Here is a 21,712-nt window from a genome sequence, read left to right as displayed (position 1 = left end):
ATGGTCGCAAACCTTCGTTGGGGAATCATCGGTCCGGGCGCCATCGCCCGCGTCTTCGCCACCGCAATCGATGGGCTGGACGGTCACGAGATCGTCGCAGTCGGCAGCCGCGACCCGCAGCGGGCGGTCAACTTCAACGCCGAGCGCGGCTACGTGGATGCCGAGGCCGGCACCTACAGGGACCTCGTGCGCAGCGAGTCGGTCGACGCCGTCTACGTCGCCAGTCCCCATCCCGGTCACCTGGAGCACGCGGCGCTGGCGCTCCGGCACGGCAAGGCGGTGCTCTGCGAGAAGCCGCTCTGCGTCAACGCCTCGGAGGCCCGCCGGCTGTGCGCCATCGCCCGCGAGCTGGGCCGGCCGCTGCTCGAGGCGATGTGGACCCGATTCCTGCCGGCGACGCAGCGGGCCGCGGACTGGATCGCCAACGGCACGATCGGAGAGCCGAGCCGGGTGGTCTGTTCCTTTGGCTTCCGCGCGGCGTTCGATCCGGAGAGCCGGCTCTACGATCCCGAACTGGGCGGCGGCAGCCTGCTCGATATCGGCTGCTACACGCTGTCGCTGGCGTCGCTCGTCTTCGGGGAGCGGGTGACCGGGGGCAACATCCCGCAGATCGAGGTCCGCGCCGATCTCGCTCCGTCCGGCGTCGACGAGCACTGCAAGATTGTTCTGCGCTTCGGGGACGGCGCCGAGGCGTACCTGGAATGCTCGATCAGCCAGGCCGTTTCCGCCACCGGCGTCGTCCAGGGCGACGGCGGGAGGATCGTGATTCCGGACTTCTGGCGCGCCCAGACGCTCAAGCTGGAGTGCGAGACGAAGGACGTCGCCACACTGGAGTGCCCCTTCCTCTGCAACGGCTACGAGTACCAGGCGCTCGAACTCGCACGAATGCTCCGCGACGGCGACATCGAGAGCCCTCTCCTGCCGCACGCGGAGTCCATCGGCCTGATCGAACTGATGGACGACCTGCGCCGCCGCATGGGCGTCCAGTACCCCTTCGAGCCAAGCATCGGCGTCACCGCCGGAACCCACAGGGCCATGACCTACCGCCCTGTCGACGACGTCCACCTCCCCCGTCTCGTCCTCGGCACCATGTCCCTCAACGACGAAACCCCCGCTGCCCAGGACGACGCCGACGCCCTCCTCGACGCTGCCTTCGAGAACGGCCTCTCCGCCGTCGACACCGGCCACGTCTACGGCGGCGGTGCCTCCGAACGCGCCATCGGCTCCTGGCTGGAGCGCAGCGGCCTTGCCGACGACGTCTTCGTCCTGTCCAAGGGCTGCCACCCCGATGCGGCGGGGCCGCGCGTCAACCCCGAAGCCCTGGCCCGGGATCTCGCCGAGTCGCTCGACCGGCTCCGGCTGCCGGCCGTCGACCTCTACATGCTGCACCGGGACGATCCGGCGGTGCCGGTCGGCGAGATGGTCGACGCCTTCGCCGAACACCTCGCGGCCGGCCGGTTGCACGCCTACGGACTCTCCAACTGGACCCGCGCGCGGATCGAGGAGGCCTGCGACTACGCGGAAGCCAACGACCGTCCGCTGCCCGCCGGGTCGAGCCCCAACTTCTCGCTCGCCGACCAGGTCAAGGATCCGTGGGGCGGGGGCTGCGCCACCCTGACCGGCGCGGCGGCCGCCGACGACCGCGAGTGGCACCGCGACACCGGCATGGCCATCTTCGCCTGGTCGTCCCTTGCGCGCGGCCTGTTCTCGGGCCGCGTCACGCGCCGCAGCCTCGCCGCCGATCCCGGGCTCGTCGACCAAGCCTGCCGCACCGCCTACGTCCACAACGTGAACCTCGCGCGCCTGGACAGGGTGATCGAGTTCGCGGAGGCCGGCGGTGCCTCCGTGCCCCAGATTGCGCTCGCCTGGGTGCTCGCCCAGGACCTTCCCCTTCACGCGATCGTCGGCGCGGCCACCGGGGAGGAAGTCGAGGATCTCGCCGCCGCGGCGGCTCTGACGCTGACCGAAGAAGAGCAGAAGTGGCTGAGCAACGGCGGCCGCCGACCGCTCTCGATGGCCCGCGAGAGCCTGGCCAAGCGCCTGGAACGCCAGGCCATCCGCATCGGCCGCCGCCTGCCGGGTCCGATCAAACGCCCGATCAAACGGCTGGTAGGCCGCGCGTAGGTGTAGGTGCTCCCAGAGCACGACCGTCGTCGTGCCGGGACGCTCTCCGCCTATGCCATAGTCCCCCGCCATGATCCGCCTCAACCGCTACTCCGCCCGCATCACCCAGGACAAGTCGCAGGGCGCCTCGCAGGCCATGCTCTACGGCGCCGGCCTCACCCCCGACGACATGGGCAAGCCCCAGGTGGGGATCGCCAGCGTCTGGTACGAGGGCAACACGTGCAACATGCACCTGCTCGACCTCGCCGCCTCGGCCAAGGAGGGCGTGGACGGAGTCGACTGCATCGGCCTGCGCTTCAACACCGTCGGCGTCTCGGACGGCATCTCGATGGGGACGGACGGGATGAGCTACTCGCTCCAGTCCCGGGACCTCATCGCGGACTCGATCGAAACGGTGATGGCGGCGCAGTGGTACGACGCGAACGTGTCGATCCCCGGTTGCGACAAGAACATGCCGGGCTGCCTGATGGCGATCGCCCGCGTGGACCGGCCGGCGATCGTGATCTACGGCGGCACGATCCGCTCGGGCGAGTGGCGGGGCGGCAAGATCGACATCATCTCCGCCTTTCAGAGCTACGGCGAGGCGATCAGCGGGGCCCTGACCGACGACGAACGGGAGACGATCGTCCGCCGCGCCTGCCCGGGCGCCGGCGCCTGCGGCGGCATGTACACGGCGAACACGATGGCGGCCGCGATCGAGGCCCTTGGCATGTCCCTGCCCTACAGCTCGTCGACTCCCGCGACGGCGCCGGAAAAGCTGGAGGAGTGCCGGCGCGCGGGCGCCGCCGTCAAGTCCCTGCTCGAACAGGACCTCCGGCCGAGCGCGATCATGACGCGGGCCGCCTTCGAGAACGCGATGGTGCTGATCACGGTGCTCGGCGGCTCGACGAACGCGGTCCTCCATCTGCTCGCAATCGCGCAGTCGGCCGGCGTCGACCTCTCGATCGACGACTTCCAGAAGGTCAGCGACAGGGTGCCCTTCCTGGCCGATCTCAAGCCCTCGGGCCAGTACCTGATGGAGGACCTGCACGACGTCGGCGGCACGCCCGCCGTGCTGCGGATGCTGCTCGAACGCGGACTGATCGACGGCGACTGCCTGACGGTCACCGGCAGGACGCTGGCCGAGAACCTGGCGCCGCTGGCGGACCTCGCGCCGGGCCAGGACGTCGTGCTGCCTTTCGACTCCCCGATCAAGGCCACCGGCCACCTTCAGATCCTCCGCGGCAACCTGGCGACCGAGGGTTCGGTGGCGAAGATCACCGGAAAGGAAGGCGAGCGTTTCGCTGGCCCGGCGCAGGTGTACGACTCGGAGGAAGCGATGGTCGAGGCGCTCGAGCGCGGCGAGATCCGGGGCGGCTCGGTGATCGTCATTCGCTACGAGGGGCCCAAGGGCGGTCCGGGCATGCCCGAGATGCTGAAGCCGACCTCGGCGCTCATGGGCGTCGGCCTTGGCGACAGCGTGGCGCTGGTCACGGACGGCCGCTTCTCCGGCGGCTCGCACGGCTTCCTCATCGGCCACGTAGCGCCCGAAGCCCAGGAAGGCGGCGCCCTGGCCCTGGTCCGCGACGGCGACCGGATCGAGATCGACGCGGTGCGCAACACGATCGACGTGGCGCTCAGCGACGCCGAGCTGGAGGCGCGCAGAAACGCCTGGGAACCGCCGCCCCTCAAGGCGACACGAGGGACCCTGTACCGGTACGTCAAGACCGTCAGCTCCGCGTCGACGGGGTGTGTGACCGACGGCTGAGGTTCCCCTGGGTGCGCGGGTCTTCTGACCCGCTGCCGCCGCAGGCGGCGTTGAAATCGTCGCCGGCCGTTGGCCGGCGGCTACTTTCTCCGGGCTCCGCCGCTCGGCGGCTCCGCCCGGGGCGGGTCAGAAGACCCGCGCACCCAGAGGAGTTCTACCCGAAGTGACGATACCGCGCCGAGGACCAGGGCCACTGATGCGGTTCCCGGCAGAGCCCGGCCGCCACGGGGTTCTGCCGGATGTAGCGCTGCACGGCTTCGAGGTGGCGATAGTCGCGGATGAAGCGGTCGTAGTAGTCGGCCATCCAGAAGCTGCCGCTACGGCGGAGAATCCGGTTGGCGCGCCGCGCGGTGACGGCCTTCCATGCTCGCACGATGCCGGGCAGCGGCCGCCACGGCTGCAACAAGACATGGACGTGGTTCGGCATGACGCACCAGTCGATGAGTCGATAGGCGTCGTCGTCGCCGAAGAGGAGCACTTCCTGAACCATCGAGGCGACAGCCGGCTGGCGTAGGTGGCAGGCGCCGTAGCCGGTGTCCTCGAAGCGGCTGACCAGGCGGTGGAGCTTTGCGGCGCGAACTTCGTCGCTGGCGCGCTCGACTTCCGCGCGCCAGCGCTTCAAGAGGTGCTGCGGGACGCTGTCCGCCAGTCGGAATCCGACGTTCTGGAGCCGGCCCGGATCGTCCAGGTGAGGGTGGTAGCCCCTCCAATGCCAGCCGAGCGGCTTGCGTTCCTCACGCAGGTGATTCGGATCGCTCATTCGTTCCCCCGGACCGTGAAGAAAGGTACGGACCCCGATGCTGAAGCGTCCACGCCTTCTCTCTGGGCGCGCGGGTCCTCTGACCCGCTGCCGCCGAAGGCGGCCAGGAACATCGTCGCCGGCCGTTGGCCGGCGGCTACTTTCTCCGGGCTCCGCCGCTCCGCGGCTCCGCCCGGGGCGGGTCAGAGGACCCGCGCACCCAGTGGGCCGCCTACAGCAACAACAACACCGCCACCGTGCCCGCCAGCAGCACCGCGGCAAGCGGCAGCAGCAACACGCGCCACATCGGCGGCGGCGGCCGCTCGCGTGCGAGGCGACGCCTGCGGTCGTTCAGTGACTCGATCGCCGACTGCCACTCCCCCTGCCGGGGGCTCGCGGCCGAACGATCACGGGCAACGGCCGCCTTGCGGGCTCGGGACCGGGAGACGCTGTCCTCGGCCGGCCGCGCCCGGGGCTTCAGCACCTCGGCTGTCTTGCGCAGCCGGCCGATCACGTCGTCGAGGGCGGCGCGGCGGCGGTCGGCGTCGCGGTCGAGCGCGGCCGCGAACACCGCCTCGAACGCTTCGGGCGCGCTGCCGGGGAGGGTGCCGGCCAGGTCGATCGGCTGGACGGCGACGGCCCGTTGCATCGCCTCGCAGGTGTTGGCGATGAAGGGCAACTCCCCGGTCACGAGTTCGTAGAGCACGACGCCGAGGGTCCAGATGTCGTCCGCCGTCGTGAACGGCACCGGATCGCCGGTGATCGCGGCGGCCGCCCCCTCGATCTGCTCCGGCGACAGATAGGCCGCGGTCCACAGGCTCGGCGATTCGACGGCCTCGTTGGCCACCGCCAGGGTCACTGGGCCGAGACTCGCCGGCGCCAGCAGCTTCACCTCTCCGCCTTCCAGCAGTTGGACGCTGGCCGGCCGCAGGCTGCCGTGGACGACGCCGGCCCGGTGCAGCGCGCGAACGGCCCGCGCGATCGCGAGGCCCAGCCCGGCGGCCTGCTCGGGGCCGAGCGGCGAGCGCTGGAGCCGCTGACGCAGGGTCTCGCCGCCGCCGAGCGGCCAGGCCAGGTGCGCCGGCGCTTCGAACGCCCAGTCCACCAACGGCGCGGGACCCTTCTCACCGTCCGGCCCCTCCCTGACGAGCATCTCGTTGTGGTCGACGGCTGCCTCGACCTCGGCCCGCGGCGCGTCCTCGGGGTAACGCTGCAGCAACACCCAGAAGCGGGCGGCGATGTCCTGTGCGCGATAAAGCGGCAGCGGCAACTCCCCCGGGAGGCAGTGGACGGGGTTCTGCACCCGGAACCGCGAGATGATGTCGCCGGCCTTCACGCGGACCATGTTGGCATGAGTGGTCGGCGCGCACCCGGTGTGAAACGCCGCCGTTTCTTGTGTTAGCCTGCCGGCTGTTCCGTCTCTTTATCCCCGAACCGCTCCCGAAGATGGAGGACTCAGCATGAAGAAGGCACTGTTTGCGGCACTTGCCGTTGCGTTGATGCTCGGCGCCCCGGCGCTCGCCGGCGACACCTGGACCGGTGAGGTCCTCGACATGGTTTGCTTCGGCAACGGCCAGAAGGGCGCCGGTCATGCCAGTTGCGCCGCCAAGTGTCTCGGCGACGGCAACGAGATGGGCCTGCTCGTGGGCGACGACGTCGTCAAGATCGACCGCGCCGCCTCCGATGCCGGCGCGATCAAGACCCTCGAGGGTCTCGGCGGCAAGAACGCCAAGGTCACCGGCCAGGCGATGAAGGCCGACGACGGCACCGTCACCGTGACGGTCACCGCAGCCGAAGCCGCCTGAACCGGCGTACAGCGGCAGATTCGCGAAAGCGGGCTGAAAGGCCCGCTTTCTTCGTTTGGGGCCGGTTGCAGCCCAGTGGGCTACCGGACGCCGATCTCGCCGCTGGACGACAGGATCGCGCCGGTCAGCGGGTCGTAGACGGCGATGACGAACGTGTGCTCCCGCCGCCGCAGTTCCAGCCCGGTCGAGTAGGTGAAGTACTGCCCGGGCTGCGGCTCCCGGGGGCCGGCGATGCGGACCTTCTCGACCGGCGTCTCCGAGCGGTTGCCGTGCTTGTCCATCACCGTGACGCGGAACTCCAGCTCGTTCTGCCACATGCCCGCGACGGGTAGGAGCTGGACTTCGTCGAGCGGGATCGCCACCTCGAGCGGGACGATCATCTTGCCGAAGCCGCGCCTCTGCGGCTTGCCGAAGCGCACGCCGAGCGGCTTGGCGGAAGGCGGGTTCCCGAACAGCAGCGAGCCCTCGACCATCATCGTGACTTCGGTCGCCCGCGACATGTCGACGTAGCCCTCCCGCGAGCGCACGCGGAAACCGCGCCGGTCTGGATGGTCCACCAGCCGCACCTCGACGTCGTGGACTTCGTCGTCCTCGCGCCGCTGCGGCTGGAACCCGAGCCAGTAGTACGAGCGGGTGTCGGCGATCGCGTCGCCCAGCGCCGTGTCCCGCTCGGCGTTGATCATCGCCAGGCCGCCGGTCGAGCTGGCCAGCACCTGGAGCGTGGTGTGCTGCAGCAGCTCCCGTTCCTGGAACGCCCCCGCGCCCGCGGACGGGTCGGACGCCGCGTTGCTGTCGAAGCCGACGGACGCATCCAGGGCGAAGGCCGGGCGGAATCCCGGCACGTCGACCGGATAGAGCGTGTAGCCGATCAGGTTGGCGGCCGAGACGAGGGGGCCGTAGAGGTCGTCCTGGCTCATCAGCCGGGTGTCGGACGCGGCGCCGAGACTGTCGGCGCTCAGGCCGCCGGTGGCGACGGTGTAGAGCGCCGGCGACTGGGGCCAGCCGCCCGCGAGCAGGAGCATCACCTTGCGGCCCGGCCGGTTGGCGAAGCTCCGCAGCGTCGCCACGGCCGCCAGCACGGACCGCTCCAACTGGGTCTCGAGGTTCGTCGCGTAGCGCAGCTCGGCGCCGCGCAACTGGTTGCGCATGACTTCCTCGGGCGGTTCGATGCCGCCTTCCTCGATGAAGCGGTTAGCGAGGGCGCGCAGTTCCGACTGCTCGCTTCGTTCCTGGTCGTTCGTGCGCAGCTCGCCGATCCGCATCAGGCCGTGCGCCTTGCGCCGCCGCGCCTCGCGCAGCGCGTCCGACAACTGGGACGGCGAGTTGGTCCAGGTCGTCAGCATGTCGACCGACTTGCCGTCGAAGGAGACGGCGGCCACCCGGTCGGCCGGCCCAAGCTGCGTGAGGTCCTTCTCGAGCCGGTCGATCACCCGGTCCCGGTCCCGCTTGATCGAGAAGAAGTCGTCGATGAAGAGCAGGAAGCTGGTGCCCACCGGCGCGTCCGGCTCGAGGTTCGGAACCCCAGCCACCGCCTCGCCGTCCGCCGCCGCCAGGGCCCGGCCCTCCTCGATCTCGGTGAAGTAGTCGATCGGAACCGGCTCGCCGTCCACGAGCAGCTCGAAGTCGGACGCCGTCAGGCCGTGGACCCGGTTGCCGTCCCGGTCGGTGACGACGACCTCGATGTTCACGACCCGGACGTCGATCACCTCCGAGAACACCGCCGGCAGGTCCTGGCCCTGTTGCTGGGCGAGGCCGGCCGCCGCGAACAGCAGAAGGCAGGCGAGGACGATCAGGTTTCGCGCGAGTTTCTTCATTGGTTGGCCTCGTCTGATCCTGTGAACAGCCGTGACAGGGAAGACTATTGCACCTGCCGCGCTACGCTCCGTCGATGCCTGACGACCATCCGCGCACAGCCCTGTACGGCGCCTGGCCGTCGCCGATCTCGGCCCGGTCCGTCGCGGAAGGCGCCCGCCGCATCGACGACATTGCCGCACTGGGCGACAACGTCTGCTGGCTCGAGCGCCGCCCCGAGGAGGGCGGTCGCAACGTCCTCGTCTGCCTCGATCCCGACGGCAGCACCCGCACCCTCACCCCCGACGGCTTCGACGTCCGCAGCCGTGTCCACGAGTACGGCGGCGCCGCCTTCCTCCTCCTCGGCCCGAACGTTCACGTCTTCGTCAACTTCTCCGACCAGCGCGTCTACCTCGCCACCGCCGCCACCACGATCCCCCTGACCCCCGCCGACAACTCCCGCTACGCCGACCTCGTCTTCGACTCCAACCGGCGCCGACTCCTCGCCGTCCAGGAACGCCCGACCGCCTCCGGCGGCGACGAAACCACGGCCCTGGTGGCGATCCCGCTACCGGCCGACCCGCCTGCCGCCGACCCACCCGCCGCCACCGAGACGCCGCCACCCACCGAACTCGTCTCCGGCGCCGACTTCTTCAGTTCGCCACGCCTCTCCCCGGACGGCAGCCGCCTCGCCTGGCTGAGCTGGAACCACCCCGACATGCCTTGGGACGCCACGACCCTCTGGCTCGCCGACCTCGACGACGCCGGCCTGCCGCGGGCGCCACGCGCCGTTGCCGGCGGCGACCCGGACCACCCCGAAGCCGTCCAGCAACCGAGCTTCGAAGCGCAGGGCCGCCTCACCTTCATCTCCGACCGCGGCGGCTGGTGGAACCTGTACCGCGGCTCCGCCCGAGGCGGGTCGGAAGACCCGCGAACCCAGAGCCTCTGCCCTCGCGATGCCGAGTTCGGCGTGCCGCCGTGGCTCTTCGGCATGTCCACCTACGCGCAGGTGCCGGGAGGCATCGTCGCGGCCTGCTGCGAGCAGGGAGTGTGGGGACTCGTGTTCCTTCCCGACGGTGACGACGGCGACGGAGCGCCCGAGCCGGTACCCATACCGACGCCCTACACCTCGATCACCTGGCTACGCTCCGCCGGCTCTACCGTCATCTTCCTCGGCGCCGCCCCGGACCGGCCCACCGAAGTCGTCCGCCTCCGCCTCTCCGACTCCGACGCCTCCGCCCACGCCACCGAACCCCAACTCGACGTCCTCACGACCACCGGCCCGACCCCGGACCCCCGCTACCTCTCCACCGGCCGGCCCATCGACTTCCCCTCCACCGCCGGCCGCCGGGCCTACGCCTTCTTCTACCCGCCGAAGAACGACGACGCGCAGGCGCCGGCCGGAAGCAGGCCGCCGCTCATCGTCAAGAGCCACGGCGGCCCCACCTCCGCCGCCGAGCACGTCTACGACCCGGGCGTCCAGTTCTGGACCTCGCGCGGCTTCGCCGTGGTCGACGTGAACTACGGCGGCAGCACCGGCTACGGCCGCGCCTACCGCGAGTCGCTGCGCGGCCGCTGGGGCATCGTCGACGTCGAGGACTGCGCCGCCGCCGCCGAGGCGCTCGCCGCCCGCGGCGAGGCCGACCCGGGCAAGCTGCTCATCCGCGGCGGCAGCGCCGGCGGCTACACGACTCTCGCCGCGCTCGCCTTCAGGGACACTTTCGCCGCCGGCGCCAGCCACTACGGCGTCGCCGATCTCGCCGCCCTCGCCCGCGACACCCACAAGTTCGAGTCGCGCTACCTCGACCGCCTGGTCGGCCCCTACCCGGAGCGCGCCGACCTCTACCGCGAGCGCTCGCCGCTCGAAGCCCGCGACCGCTTCTCCTGCCCGGTCATCTTCTTCCAGGGCGACGAAGACCGCATCGTGCCGCCCAACCAGGCCGAAGCGATGGTCGAGGCGCTACGCGCCAAGGGCCTTCGCGTCGACTACCACCTGTTCGAAGGCGAGCAGCACGGCTTCCGCCGCGCCGGGAACATCGTCCGCGCCCTGGAAGCCGAACTCGCCTTCTACGGTGAAGTTCTGGGCTTCTGACCCGCCTCGTCACCCCACCCGAAACAGGCTCCCCATCCGCATCGCCAGCCCCATGTCCCCGTCGATGCGGAGCTTCCCGCTCATGAACGCGACGGTGCCGTCCAGTTCGCCCGACGTGAGCTGGACGTAGTCGGCGGCCTCCATCGACAACGTCATCGTCGGCGCGTCGTGGGCGCCTTCGCCGACGGTGCAGGCGCCGTCCCTGATCGCGCAGTGCCAGACGCCGCCGCCCTCGCCCGAGAGGTTGAACTGGATCACCGCGTCGAGGCCGGCCGCGGCCTGCGCGTCCAGGCGACCGGGCATCCGGCTGAAGATGTCGTTGATGGCGGCGGCGGTATCGGTCATGGGCTGTCTCCTTGGGCCTCGAAGTGAGGCGTCGAGCCTATCCGGCCCGGCCGGCGCCCGCCCCGCAACGTCAAGCGAACTTGGCGTTTCCTCCGCCGCTTCCCCGCGCTAGCCTCCACGCGCCCAACTCCCCATGGCCATACGCATCCCCCGCAACATCGCTCTCTGCTTCGACGGCACCTGGAACAGCGACGATGCCTCGTCGCCGACGAACGTCGTCAAGACCTGGCAGGCCATCCGCCCGGTCACGTCGGAGGGCGTGGAGCAGCTCACCTACTACGACCGCGGTGTGGGCACCGGGCGTTTCGACCGCTTCCGGGGAGGCGTGCTCGGCCTCGGGCTGGCCCGGAACGTCGAGCTCGCCTACCGGTGGCTGGCCGCCAACTACCTCCCGCGCGACCGGCTGTTCCTGTTCGGCTACAGCCGCGGCGCCTACACCGCGCGCAGTCTGGCGGGGCTGATCGGCCTCTGCGGCATTCCCGACGAGGGGCGCTGCTCTCTCGCCGGCCGCCCGCCGGCGGACGCGGTGAGCGAGGGCATGGCGATCTACCGCATGCGCGCAGGGGAAGCCCGCGGCGAACGCGCCGCCCGCCACCGGGAGACGTTCTGCCGGGCGCCGACCGCCCCCGAGTTTCGCGGCGCAGACCTCCTCCGGCCCTCGAGCGTGGTCCACTTCGTCGGCGTCTGGGACACCGTGGGCGCCCTCGGCGTGCCGGTCACCTGGCTGAACTGGATCGGTGCCCGCCGCCACCGCTTCCACGACGTGCGGCTCGACCGCCACATCCGCCACGCCTGTCACGCGGTGTCGGTCGATGAGGGCCGCCGTCCCTTCGCGCCCACCCTGTGGCTGAACTCGCCGGCCCCGGGCCAGCACGTGGAGCAGCTCTGGTTCCCGGGGGTGCACGGCGACGTCGGCGGCGGCCGGCCGCACGCCGGCCTCTCGGACGGCGCCCTGCTCTGGATGTGGGCGAAGGCCTACGGCGCCGGCCTCGCCTTCGGACCCCGGGCGGTCCCCCGGGAGATCGCTCCGGACCCGTTCGGCCCCCAGGGGAAGATGTCCGCCGTCTACCGGGTATGGGGCCGCCACGACCGGCCGGTCGGCGAAGCGGACGAGGACGGCCGCCCCGCGGTGACCGGCGAGGCCGTCCACTTCTCGGCGATCCGCCGGCTGGAGAACCCGGATTCCGCCGCCTATCGCCAGGGCGTCGCCCGCCGCACCCTCCTGCCGGCTCTGGAGGAGAAGCGCGTCCGCCCGGCCCTCCCTTCCCCCGGCGAGCAGGACCCGGACTCCCTGGACTGGGCCAACCCCCCCTAGACCCGCGCACCCAGCGGAAGGCCTTTTTCGCGCAACTCCAACAGATTCAATGACTTACTCGCACACACTTCCACACGCCAACCCCTTGACGAATCCCCTTAAACCCCCTATAGTGCCCAGCCGTAGAGGAACCTCACCACAGGAACGGGCCGTCATCCGGACCACACTGGATCTGCTCGGCTGTTTCCGCTAAGGTTCCCTCACGTCTTTGGACAGACGGCCTTGAAGTCTTTTAGCGGGAGGTGATGCGCAGCATCAGCTTGAGTGACGGTCGGTGGCTCGTTGAGCCGGAAAGCGACCGTCCAAGTGAGAAAACGTCAGCGGCTGTGGCAACGCGGGTAGTCCGCACCGCCACGGCCTGATCTTCGGATCGAAGACCTTGGTCCGGCTTTGGATAGCCGGGCCGAAACGAACGGCGGCAGAAAGCCGCCAGGGAGAAAACAAACTGTGAAGCTGATGAAGCACATCACGATCGCGCTGGTTCTCTGCGCGATCCCCGCAGTGGCGGCCGCTCAGGACGTCCACTGCGACGACTGCACCCACCGGGTGTCGGTCTACCACGGTGAGGGCGGGTTCATCGCGACGGCCGCCGATGACGCCGAGATGGTGACTTTCGTCGCCACCTGCGACGGTGTCACCAGGTCCGACGAGTTGATGCCCAACGACGACGGCATGGTCTCCATGCTGCTCACCGGCGACTACGCCTGCATGTCGGAAGGCGGTTCCTTCCGGCTCGGCCCCATCATGGATGGTGGCTGGTACTGGCTGACGATGGAGGACAACTCGGCCGTCGGCGGTTTGGTCAACGACATGATCCTCGACAACGAGCCGACCATGATCACCGGCGCCGGTGACGGCGTGAAGATGATGGCGGGCAGCGGTGCGGTTCTCCTCTCGGAGACCGCTACCGGTCGCGTCGGCATCCTGCCGACCATCCTGCCGGAGCCGCCGGCGCCGGATACGGTTCTCTGCGGTCCCCGGATTCCTGCCGGTAGCAAGACCTACACGTCCCAGATGTCCTCGAGTTGCATGCTCGGAAACGGTGGCGCCAAGGTACGGATCATCGGTACCGACCACCTTGGACGAGAGGTAATGATCACCAGTCAGACGATCAGCCGGCCTGTTGGGAGCGCTTCGGTCACTCTGATGGCCGATCTCTGGCACAACGAGAGCGGAAGCTACTCGACTGACACGAGTGGCACGGGCGGTGCGCCGTCGACTGCCTCCATCCAGGCTGGCTGGCCTGGCAAGGGGGAGGACAACTGGCTCGCCGCCACGTGGGCTGGTACCGTTGGGGGCAACCCCGGGACCGCCCCGGCGGCCGCCGCGACCACCCATGGTGTCGTGGTGACAGATGGCTCAGGCAGCACCCCTGCCGGGCAGGCCACGATCACGATCACGAACAACACCGACTACTGCCCGGCGTCGGCGACGGCGCCGAAGCACTCGCTCACGTTGAACGTGACCGCCACTCCGGGGACCAATGCAGTGCATCCGGCCGTTACGACGACTGGTCCGCTTGCAGCCGGGCTCAGCGCGAAGCTCACGATCGTGTGCGCCTCGGCGTCGTCCGCCAACATGGGCCAGGAGCTCGTGCCGGAGAACCCGTTCCCGACCGACAAGTAAGGGAACAGCCGATCTTCCCGGGCTGAGGCGCTTGCACGAGTCCTGAAGCCCACAGGGAGAACGACTTCAAGGCGGCGCCTCCGCGTCGGGCTCACGCCCGGCGCGGAGGTTGCCGCCTTTTTTCTCTGGACCGCTACCGCCGTTTCCCGTAGGGTTGACCGACTGCGGCATCCGGCCGCCTTGGGGAGCATCGACCGATGAAGCACATCCTGGTCGCCGTGGCGTTCTTTGCGCTACCGGCCACGGCTTTGGCCCAAAGCGTCGTCTGTCAGGCGTGCGACCACGTCGCTCCCTACTTCAGGGGTGAGGGCGGCTTCATCGCGACCGTTGCGGAAGGCGTCGGCGAAGTCGTCTTCGTTGCTTCCTGCGGCAACGTCTCGATCACCGGAGAGATCGGCACTGGAGGCGGCACGGTTGCCCAGTTGTTCACCTACCGGAACGGCCTCGCCTGCGACCGGGATGACGGCAGTCTCGAGATTGCCGGCGTGGAGGACGGCGGCTGGTACTGGATCACGGACGCCGCGAACTCGGCCGTGGGTTCCCTGATCGGCAAGGAGGTCCTCGACAACGCCACAACTGCGATCACGAGCGCCGGCGAGGGCGTCTCGATGAGGGTGGGCAGAGGCGCCGTCTACCTCAAGGAGGCCGCCACGGGCCGCGTCGGTATCCTGCCGAACATTCTGCCGGAACCTCCGGCGCCCGATGCCGCTCTCTGCGGGCCGAGGTACAACGCCCGCACCGAGGCGTTTACGGACCAGCAGGCCCGCAGTTGCATGCTCGGTGACGGCGGCACGAAGATCCGCCTGACCGGCCCGGCTGCTGATGGCCGCCGGGAGATGATCACGAGCGGCATAGTCACTCGGCCCTTCAGCGGCGATCTCGTTGTCAACGCCGATCTCTGGGTCAACGAGACCGGCAGCTTCTCGACAGCCGACCCGGCCGCGCCGACTCTCGGCTGGGCCGGCAAGGACGACGCCGGCACGAACTGGCTGAACACCGTGTTCACGGTGACGCTGGACGACGGCCCGCCGGGAGTCGCGGACGCGGAGGCTCTCGCCGGCGCGAACGTGGTGCTGACGAACAGCGGCGACAGCGCGATCGGCACGAACCCGGCAGGCCAGGCCGTCATCACGATCTCGGCGTCTCCGGACGACTACTGCCCAGCAACGGGCACGCGATACACGGCGGCGCTGAACATCCGCGCCGCGCACACGGCGAACGGCAACCGCAACCCGAACAGCCTTGCGCCCCAGCCGTCGGCATTGGCCAGTTCCGGTGCGCTCGCTCCCTTTGCGGCTGCCACGCAGCTAGAAGTCGTCTGCCCGCCCCGGCAGTAGCCAGGCAGTCGCTGGAAGGAAGGAAAGCCGTGAAGCAGATCATCCCCCTTGTACTCGTCGCCGGCTCAGTGCCCGCACTGCTCTCAGGCCAGACGGTGATCGTCGACTGTCCCGAGGAACGGTGCCAGGTGGCGCCCTACTTCGCGGGCGAGGGTGGGTTCGTCGGTGAGTCGGCCGGCATCGATGGCGACCGCGAGGTCAGGTTCATCGTCGTCTGCGGCAACGCCACGCTGACTTCCACGGTGCAACCGGACAGCAACGGCATTGTGCGCCAGGCCCTGAACAGCGCCAACGGCCTGAACTGCCGGGCGGGAACGAGCGGCACCCTTGAGATCGACAACCTTCGGCCCGGCGGCTGGTACTGGATCAACGACGACCAGAACTCCGCGGTCTCCGCGCTCATCCCCAAGGATGCAGTCGGTAACGAGAAGATCGCGGTCACCGATCCCGGTGGCGTGACCATCGACGCGCCGACCGACGGGGCCGCCGCCTGGGTGAAGCACGCTCCGACCGGCCGGGTCGGCATCATCCCGCGCATCGTGCCGACGAGGCGGATACCGGGCTGCAGCGGCAAGGTGGATTCGGAGACGGCGGTGGACTGCCACCTAGGATCGCCCGATGGCTGGCGCCTGACCGCGAGCCCCTCGTCCGTGGTCCGACCCCCGGCTGGCCAGCAGACCAGGGTGGTTACGGTGACTCTTCACGGCGAGAACTTCCTCACGTCGGCCGACAGCGTGTTCGGAAGGGCGGAGAAAGACCATCACGCGAGCGTCCTGGGAATCCTGTTCAACCAGGCCACGGGTGCGCCGCCACCGCAAGGCCAGGCGGGGGTACTGCAATGGACCGTCGAGGTCGCGGGGGACGACGCCCGCTGTCTGCCCGCCAATAACGACCCGGACCGCGGAAATCCGCAGACGATCACCTTCACGGTGGCGGAACTCGACGGCGTCATCCCGGATGCTCCGAACGACACGGTCGAGACGACGTTCACGGTCAACTGCCCGGACGACTCGGCGACGGCCGCGGCGGGCACGGAGCTCGTGCCGGAGAATCCGTTCCCGGTCGACGAGTAGCGTCGCCGCGCCGGCCCTCTGGCCGGCAGGCAGTGTCGCTGCGCCGGCCTGGCATCTGTGCGCCCGGGCGCACAGACTGCGACGCTGGTGGCGCGGAACGCGCCACCAGGGTGCTGGCCGGCAGCGGTCGCCACAACAAAGAACCGGCGCCCCTTTCCGTCTCTGTCTATAGGGACGGCTGCGGTCGGGTTGACCCGTCGCCCCTTTCGGTACGATGAAGGAACCGATGAGCATGGCCGACAACGTCGCGGGAGCGAACAGCCTCGCCACCAACGAGGGGATTCAGGAGAGCTTGCGCCAGACCGCGGCCCTGCTGGCGGAGTTGAGGGAGCAGTCGAAGGAGACGGACCGCCGGATGAAGGAGACGGACCGCCGGATGCAGGAGACGGACCGCCGCCTGAAGAAGGCGGAGGGCCTGTTCACGACGCAGTGGGGCAAGCTGATGGAGAGCCTGGTAGACGGCGACCTGGTGCCCCTGTTGAACGAACGCGGCATCGAGGTGGAGACGACCCACCAGCGGCGCAGGGGCCGTCGCAACGGTGAGCACTTCGAGATCGACATCGTGGCGGTGAACGGCCGGGAAGTCGTTGTGGTGGAAGTGAAGACGACGCTGCGTTCGGAGGACGTGACGGAGTTTCTCGCCAAGCTGCCGGTGTTTCCGGACTTCTGCAAGGAGTACCGGGGAAGGCGGATTCTCGGCGCCATGGCCTACCTCGACAGCGACGCTTCGGTGACCGCGTACGCGGAGAGGCAGGGACTCTTCGTCATCCGCGCGACCGGGAGCAGCGCCAGCATCGTCAACGGCCCGGACTTCGAGCCCCGCGTGTTCGGCTGACCGCGGCGAACACTGGCAGATGAGCGTCGCCACGTTCGACACCCTCGCGGCCGTCCGCAACCTGGAGAAGGCCGGCATGGGGACTTCCCAGGCCGAGGCCGTTACGGAGACGATCCGGGTCGCGGTCTTCCAGGGAGTGGCCTCCAAGGAGGACATCGGCGAGTTGCGTGCCGCTACCCAGGCCGACATCGCGGAGCTGCGTGTCGAGGTCGGCGAGTTGCGTGCTGCCACGCAGGCCGACATCGCGGAGCTGCGGTCCGAGATGAAGGCGGAGACTTCCGATCTGCGTACCGGGCTTGAAGCTGTCCGCGCCGAGGTAGAGAAGGCCCGCGCCGACTTGACGTGGCGCATGGTGATGGCCCTGAGTGTGCTGCTTGGGATCCTCACCGCACTCGACCTGTTCTTCCTGAACTGACGGCGAGAGGCTCCCGAGAGGGCCGAACACGGCGGCGAACTTGGGGCGGATTGGCTAGTTGAGTCGCCAAACAGCCCGATGCTGGTACGCTCGGCCGGATGATCGGCCGAGCGTCCCAGTCAGTTCTTCAGTCGCTGGCGCGGGAGTACCCGGTCGTTGTCGTCACCGGTCCCCGGCAGTCGGGCAAGACGACGCTGTGCCGGGCCAGCTTCCCCGAGCACGCGTACCTGTCGCTCGAGGATCCGGACGTCAGAGACCTGGCGCTCGACGACCCGCGGAGCCTGCTTGGCCAGTACGCGGAAGGCGCTCTGCTCGACGAGGTCCAGCGGGCGCCTGACCTCCTTTCCTACCTGCAGGGCATCGTGGACGCGGATCCCCGGCCCGGGAGGTTCATCCTGACCGGTTCACACCAGTTTGGGCTGCGGGCCGGCGTGACCCAGTCGCTGGCGGGCCGCGCCGCGCAGGTGGTGTTGCTGCCGTTTTCCCTGGGGGAACTGCAGGCCGGCGGCTGCGCGCCGGAGTCGATAGAGGACCTGCTCCTGCAGGGCCTCTATCCGCCTATTCACGATCGGGGCCTCGACGCGAGCGTCTGGTACGGAAACTACGTCACGACCTACGTGGAGCGGGACGTCAGGGAACTGATCGACATCCGCAACCTGAGCACCTTCCGGCTGTTCATCCGGCTCTGCGCCGGGCGGTCGGGGCAGTTGCTCAACGTCTCCGGGCTGGCGAGCGACTGCGGAATCAGCCGCGTCACGGCACGGGAGTGGCTCTCCGTGCTGGAGACGAGCTTTCTCGTCACGCAGCTTCGACCGCACTTCAGCAACTTCGGCAAGCGGCTCGTCAAGACGCCGAAGCTCTACTTTCTCGATCCCGGTCTGGCGGCGTGGCTGGTCGGAGTTCGGCAGGCGGACGAACTCGTGCATCACGCGCAGCGCGGCCCGTTGTTCGAGACCTGGGTTGTCGGAGAGCTGCTCAAGGGGCGCGCCAATCGTGGCTTGACCCCGAACCTCTACTTCTGGCGCGACCGTCGCGGGATGGAAGTCGACTGCGTCCTGGAGCGCGGAACGAAGCTCGTGCCGGTAGAGATCAAGTCGGGGCGGACGGTTGCGAGCGACTTCTTCCGCGGCCTGACCCGGTTCGGCGCACTGGCGGGCGACGGGAGCGACCCCGGCTATGTGATCTACGGCGGCGACCGCGTTCAGCAGCGCCGAGCGGGTCGTGCGGTGCCTTGGCGGGAGGTCGAGTCGCTGGTCGCGGCGAACTCCTGATGGCTGGTCTCGAAGCGAGGGCGACGGGCGACCTGGGGATGTTCTTCAGGGCCGTTGGAGACGAGGAGGCGGCCGGCTACTGGTCCCGCCAGTGCACCCGGGCGGACTATGCGCTGCCCGAGCCCGGCGTCGACTGTTCCTGGAACTACGGGCCCTGCCTGCGCGCCGCCCGCGGGGACTGGCCGGGGCTGCGCGAGACGCTGGATCACTACTGGGCGCACGGCGCCGGCAACGAGTTCAACTCGCCGCTCTACACGGGCCGCGTCTACGTCGCCGCCGTTCTGGGAGCGCTCCTCGGCGGCGGCCACGAGGCGTGGGCCTTTCTGCACCGCTGGACCGGGTTCCTGGCGCTCCAGGCGACGGTGGTCGGGCCGCCCCGGAAGCGGGAGACGTTTCGCTGGGCCGGGGAAGGGACGCCGCTGCGCCACCTGCGGACGGGGCGCGGCATCGCGATGCCTTCCACCGGGATGCGGGCGAACGGCAACGCCATCTGCAATCCGATGGTCGAGCCGGTCCTGGCTCACGTCCTCGGACTGGAGCACGAGACGCGGCAGCCGCGCCGCTGGCGTGACTGGCAGCCGCCGCGCGACAAGAAGGAGTGGGCGCGGAGCGGCTCGCCGCCCAACCCGTTCGCCTACCTGGAGACGGTTCGGCAGGCGGAGGCGCGATCGGGAACGCCGCTGCGGGAGCAGCCGTTCAACGAGTTCTGCGCGAAGGCGGTTCAGAGCGACATGGAGGCGTGGCGGGTGCTCGCGGCCGCGGTCGAAAACGCCGGCGTGCCGCTGCCACGGGGCATCGTTCGGTTCGTGATCGAGCGCCGGCCGGGGGCCGTGGCCGCCTTCTGGGAGGGCCGGTCACCGACCCGCCAGAAACCCTCCGTGCCGGCCGCGGCAGTCATCGGCGACCGCCGCCACGTTCTGATGCCGGCGAAGTGGCAGATTCCGAGCACTCAGACGAGATCGCGGATCAGCGAGGCGGAGGTGCGTGCGGAGGCGGACGTGTCGGACGTGCTGCCTCGCCTGGCGGAGCCGGTGGAAACGCTGGCACTCGCTCGTTAGCGCCACGCACCTTCGCTGCCCGCGGACGCGTGTCGGGGATAATCGCGTGATGAGGCTGGACCGCAACCTGTGTCGAGCCGGAACCGGCTGGACGATCGGCCTGCTCTGGGCCGCTCAGGTCGCGGCGACGTTGTATGTCGTGCCGCCGGACGAGCCCCTGCTCGGCAAGTCGGACCTCGTCGTCTACGGTGAGGTGCTTTCGTCGGAACTGGCGCCGTCGCCGGACCGGATCGAGACGGATCACGTGATTCACGTCGAGGAGGTGATGAAGGGGTCGGTTCCCGGTGGCAGGTTAGTCGTTCGTCAGTACGGCGGTCTGACTCCGGACGGCGTGCGGGCAGGAATCCACGGAGTGCGGATGCTGGCGCCGGGCGACCGGGTGCTCCTGTTCCTGACCCCCGGCCAGGCGGGCGCCTGGGAGGTGGTGGACCTCGGTCTCGGCGTGTTCTTCGAGACCGGTACCGGTGTCCGACGGCTCTTCGTGCGCGAGATCAAAGAGGAGGGTGTGATCGAACTGCCGGGCGATCCGCTGGCGGAGGAGCGCCGGCGTGCCGGGTTGCCGAGGGCGGCGGCGGGCTTTCGGGGCTGGCTGAGGGAACGGGCACAGGGTCTCGAGCCGGCCGCGGAGTACTTCGTGGAACCGGGCGCGGAGGAGGCGCCCGGCGTCGTCTCGGTGGCGCAGCCGTTCGAGCTCTACGAAGTGGGCTGCAGCACGAATCCCTTGCCGCGAATCCGCTGGCGCGAGTTCGACCGGGGCGAGTCGGTGGACTTCGAGCTCCACGCCGCGGGTTCGGCCGGCATCCCGGGCGGCGGTTTCACCGAGGTGGCAAACGCCATGGCGGCATGGAACGCCCTCTCTGGCACCGGCATCAACTTCGCGAGCGCGGGAAAGACCTCGAGCATCGTGTCGGCGCGCACCGACGACGGCAAGAACCAGATGCTCTTCGAGGATCCGTTCGACGACATCTCGGGGTCCTTCGACAGCACAGGCGGCACCGCCGCGATCATCACCTGGTCCTTCGACTGCAACGCAACCCACTTCATTCCGGACGGCGGCACGACGGTTTCCGTGGTGTGGCTGGAGACCGACTTCGTCACCCAGGACGGGTTCGGGCCGACGCTGGCCAGCAAGCTGGCGAGCCCGGGCGAGATGTTCGAGAAGGTCGTCGGACACGAGCTGGGCCACTCCCTCGGCATCGGGCACTCCTGCACGACGACGGAAGTGCAGGACAACACCTGCCCGAGTCCGCAGGACCAGTCGCTCATGCGCGCGTACCTCGTGGCGGACGGGCAGGGCGCGGTCCTGAACAGCGACGACATTGCGGCGGCGCGAGCGCTCTACCCGGCGGGCGGGACGATCAAGCCGCCACCGCCACCTCCTCCGCCACCTCCGCCGCCGCCAGGAGGCGGAGGCGGGGGGCCACCTCCTCAACCGGAACCCGAACCGGAGCCCGAGCCACCGCCGCGGCCACGACCGCCGCCACCGCCGCCGCCGCCGACGCCGCCCACGGCGATCCTCGAACTGGACGCGGAGTGCGCGGACGACCTTTGCATCGTGTACACCGGTGAGCCGGTGACTCTCCGGGACGCGAGCACGGGCACCGTGTCCAGGCGAACCTGGGACTTCGGCGACGGCCGGACTTCGCCGGTGCGGAACCCGCGCCACACCTGGGCTTCGCCCGGCTTCTACCGGCTGGTGCTCACGGTGACCGGCGCCGGCGCCACCTCGACCGCGAGCCGGGACCTGCTGGTCCGCGCTTCCGACCCTGCCGGCGACTGCGAGCCCGGCGCCGTGACCCTGTGCCTGCTGGACTCCCGCTTTCGGGTGCGAACGGAGTACTGGAGCGCCGGTGGGGAACCGGTCCTGGCGGCAGTGGTGCGCGCGGGCACGAACGAGTCCGGCATGTTCCGGTTCTTTGACGACGACAACTGGGAGATGCTGATCAAGGTGCTCGACGGCTGCGAGGCCAACGGCCACGTCTGGGTCTTCGCCGGCGCGACGACGGACCTGGGCTACCGGATCACGGTGACGGACACCGACGACGGCACGGTCCGGGCGTACACGAACGAGCCCGGCAACCCGGCGTCCGCGATCACGGATGCGAAGGCCTTCCCGGACGCCTGTCGGGGATAATCGGC

17 protein-coding genes are annotated in these 21,712 nt (G+C 69.7%); 13 read left to right on the top strand and 4 right to left on the bottom strand.

The window, feature by feature from the left end:
* Both OXI49_01320 and ilvD read left to right on the top strand, forming a co-directional pair.
* Positions 1-2,124, top strand: coding sequence for an aldo/keto reductase (locus OXI49_01320; GenBank protein MDE2689128.1), 2,124 nt, complete (start codon positions 1-3; stop codon positions 2,122-2,124).
* Positions 2,125-2,194: 70 nt separating this feature from the next.
* The gene (ilvD, locus tag OXI49_01315; GenBank protein MDE2689127.1) at positions 2,195-3,871 is read left to right on the top strand and encodes a dihydroxy-acid dehydratase; all 1,677 of its coding nucleotides are present in this window, start codon (positions 2,195-2,197) and stop codon (positions 3,869-3,871) included.
* A gap of 154 nt (positions 3,872-4,025) precedes the next feature.
* Here ilvD and OXI49_01310 read toward each other — a convergent pair whose 3' ends face one another.
* Both OXI49_01310 and OXI49_01305 read right to left on the bottom strand, forming a co-directional pair.
* Positions 4,026-4,631 carry a transposase gene (locus tag OXI49_01310; GenBank protein ID MDE2689126.1) on the bottom strand — a complete coding sequence of 202 codons (606 nt, stop codon included), beginning with the start codon at positions 4,629-4,631 and terminating at the stop codon, positions 4,026-4,028.
* Positions 4,632-4,842: 211 nt separating this feature from the next.
* Positions 4,843-5,955 carry a protein kinase gene (locus tag OXI49_01305; GenBank protein MDE2689125.1) on the bottom strand — a complete coding sequence of 371 codons (1,113 nt, stop codon included), beginning with the start codon at positions 5,953-5,955 and terminating at the stop codon, positions 4,843-4,845.
* Positions 5,956-6,070: 115 nt separating this feature from the next.
* Between OXI49_01305 and OXI49_01300 the strand changes: the two genes are divergently transcribed.
* The gene (locus OXI49_01300; GenBank protein ID MDE2689124.1) at positions 6,071-6,415 is read left to right on the top strand and encodes a hypothetical protein; all 345 of its coding nucleotides are present in this window, start codon (positions 6,071-6,073) and stop codon (positions 6,413-6,415) included.
* Positions 6,416-6,495: 80 nt separating this feature from the next.
* Here OXI49_01300 and OXI49_01295 read toward each other — a convergent pair whose 3' ends face one another.
* Positions 6,496-8,229: a VWA domain-containing protein gene (locus OXI49_01295; GenBank protein ID MDE2689123.1), complete on the bottom strand. Its 1,734-nt coding sequence runs from the start codon at positions 8,227-8,229 to the stop codon at positions 6,496-6,498.
* 74 nt (positions 8,230-8,303) lie between these two features.
* On the opposite strand from OXI49_01295, the gene OXI49_01290 reads away from it, so the two are divergent.
* Complete coding sequence (locus OXI49_01290; protein ID MDE2689122.1) at positions 8,304-10,298, top strand: prolyl oligopeptidase family serine peptidase; 1,995 nt, start codon at positions 8,304-8,306, stop codon at positions 10,296-10,298.
* Between the two features lie 9 nt (positions 10,299-10,307).
* Here the strand turns inward: OXI49_01290 and OXI49_01285 are convergent, their stop codons facing one another.
* Positions 10,308-10,643, bottom strand: coding sequence for an SCP2 sterol-binding domain-containing protein (locus OXI49_01285; GenBank protein MDE2689121.1), 336 nt, complete (start codon positions 10,641-10,643; stop codon positions 10,308-10,310).
* Between the two features lie 133 nt (positions 10,644-10,776).
* Here OXI49_01285 and OXI49_01280 point away from each other — a divergent pair, with 133 nt between their 5' ends.
* The 9 genes from OXI49_01280 to OXI49_01240 all read left to right on the top strand — a co-directional run bounded on the left by OXI49_01280 (position 10,777) and on the right by OXI49_01240 (position 21,707).
* The gene (locus OXI49_01280; protein ID MDE2689120.1) at positions 10,777-11,958 is read left to right on the top strand and encodes a DUF2235 domain-containing protein; all 1,182 of its coding nucleotides are present in this window, start codon (positions 10,777-10,779) and stop codon (positions 11,956-11,958) included.
* Positions 11,959-12,405: 447 nt separating this feature from the next.
* Complete coding sequence (locus OXI49_01275; GenBank protein MDE2689119.1) at positions 12,406-13,584, top strand: hypothetical protein; 1,179 nt, start codon at positions 12,406-12,408, stop codon at positions 13,582-13,584.
* Positions 13,585-13,781: 197 nt separating this feature from the next.
* Positions 13,782-14,921, top strand: a complete 1,140-nt coding sequence (locus OXI49_01270; GenBank protein MDE2689118.1) for a hypothetical protein — start codon at positions 13,782-13,784, stop codon at positions 14,919-14,921.
* 29 nt (positions 14,922-14,950) lie between these two features.
* Positions 14,951-15,994, top strand: coding sequence for a hypothetical protein (locus tag OXI49_01265; protein ID MDE2689117.1), 1,044 nt, complete (start codon positions 14,951-14,953; stop codon positions 15,992-15,994).
* Positions 15,995-16,220: 226 nt separating this feature from the next.
* Positions 16,221-16,829: a hypothetical protein gene (locus OXI49_01260; GenBank protein ID MDE2689116.1), complete on the top strand. Its 609-nt coding sequence runs from the start codon at positions 16,221-16,223 to the stop codon at positions 16,827-16,829.
* Positions 16,830-16,848: 19 nt separating this feature from the next.
* Positions 16,849-17,244: a hypothetical protein gene (locus tag OXI49_01255; GenBank protein MDE2689115.1), complete on the top strand. Its 396-nt coding sequence runs from the start codon at positions 16,849-16,851 to the stop codon at positions 17,242-17,244.
* A gap of 98 nt (positions 17,245-17,342) precedes the next feature.
* Entirely contained in the window at positions 17,343-18,515 is a 1,173-nt protein-coding gene (locus OXI49_01250; GenBank protein MDE2689114.1) for an ATP-binding protein, read from the top strand.
* Entirely contained in the window at positions 18,515-19,573 is a 1,059-nt protein-coding gene (locus OXI49_01245) for a hypothetical protein (protein MDE2689113.1), read from the top strand. The genes OXI49_01250 and OXI49_01245 overlap by 1 nt, the downstream gene beginning before the upstream one ends.
* A 49-nt stretch (positions 19,574-19,622) precedes the next feature.
* Positions 19,623-21,707, top strand: a complete 2,085-nt coding sequence (locus OXI49_01240) for a PKD domain-containing protein (protein ID MDE2689112.1) — start codon at positions 19,623-19,625, stop codon at positions 21,705-21,707.
* Positions 21,708-21,712 lie beyond the last annotated feature (5 nt).

This window comes from Acidobacteriota bacterium, from assembly GCA_028875725.1.
Taxonomy (GTDB): Bacteria; Acidobacteriota; Thermoanaerobaculia; order Multivoradales; family Multivoraceae; genus Multivorans.
The sequence above is the reverse complement of the archived record's forward strand: the minus strand, read 5'-3'. Positions and strand labels throughout refer to the sequence as shown.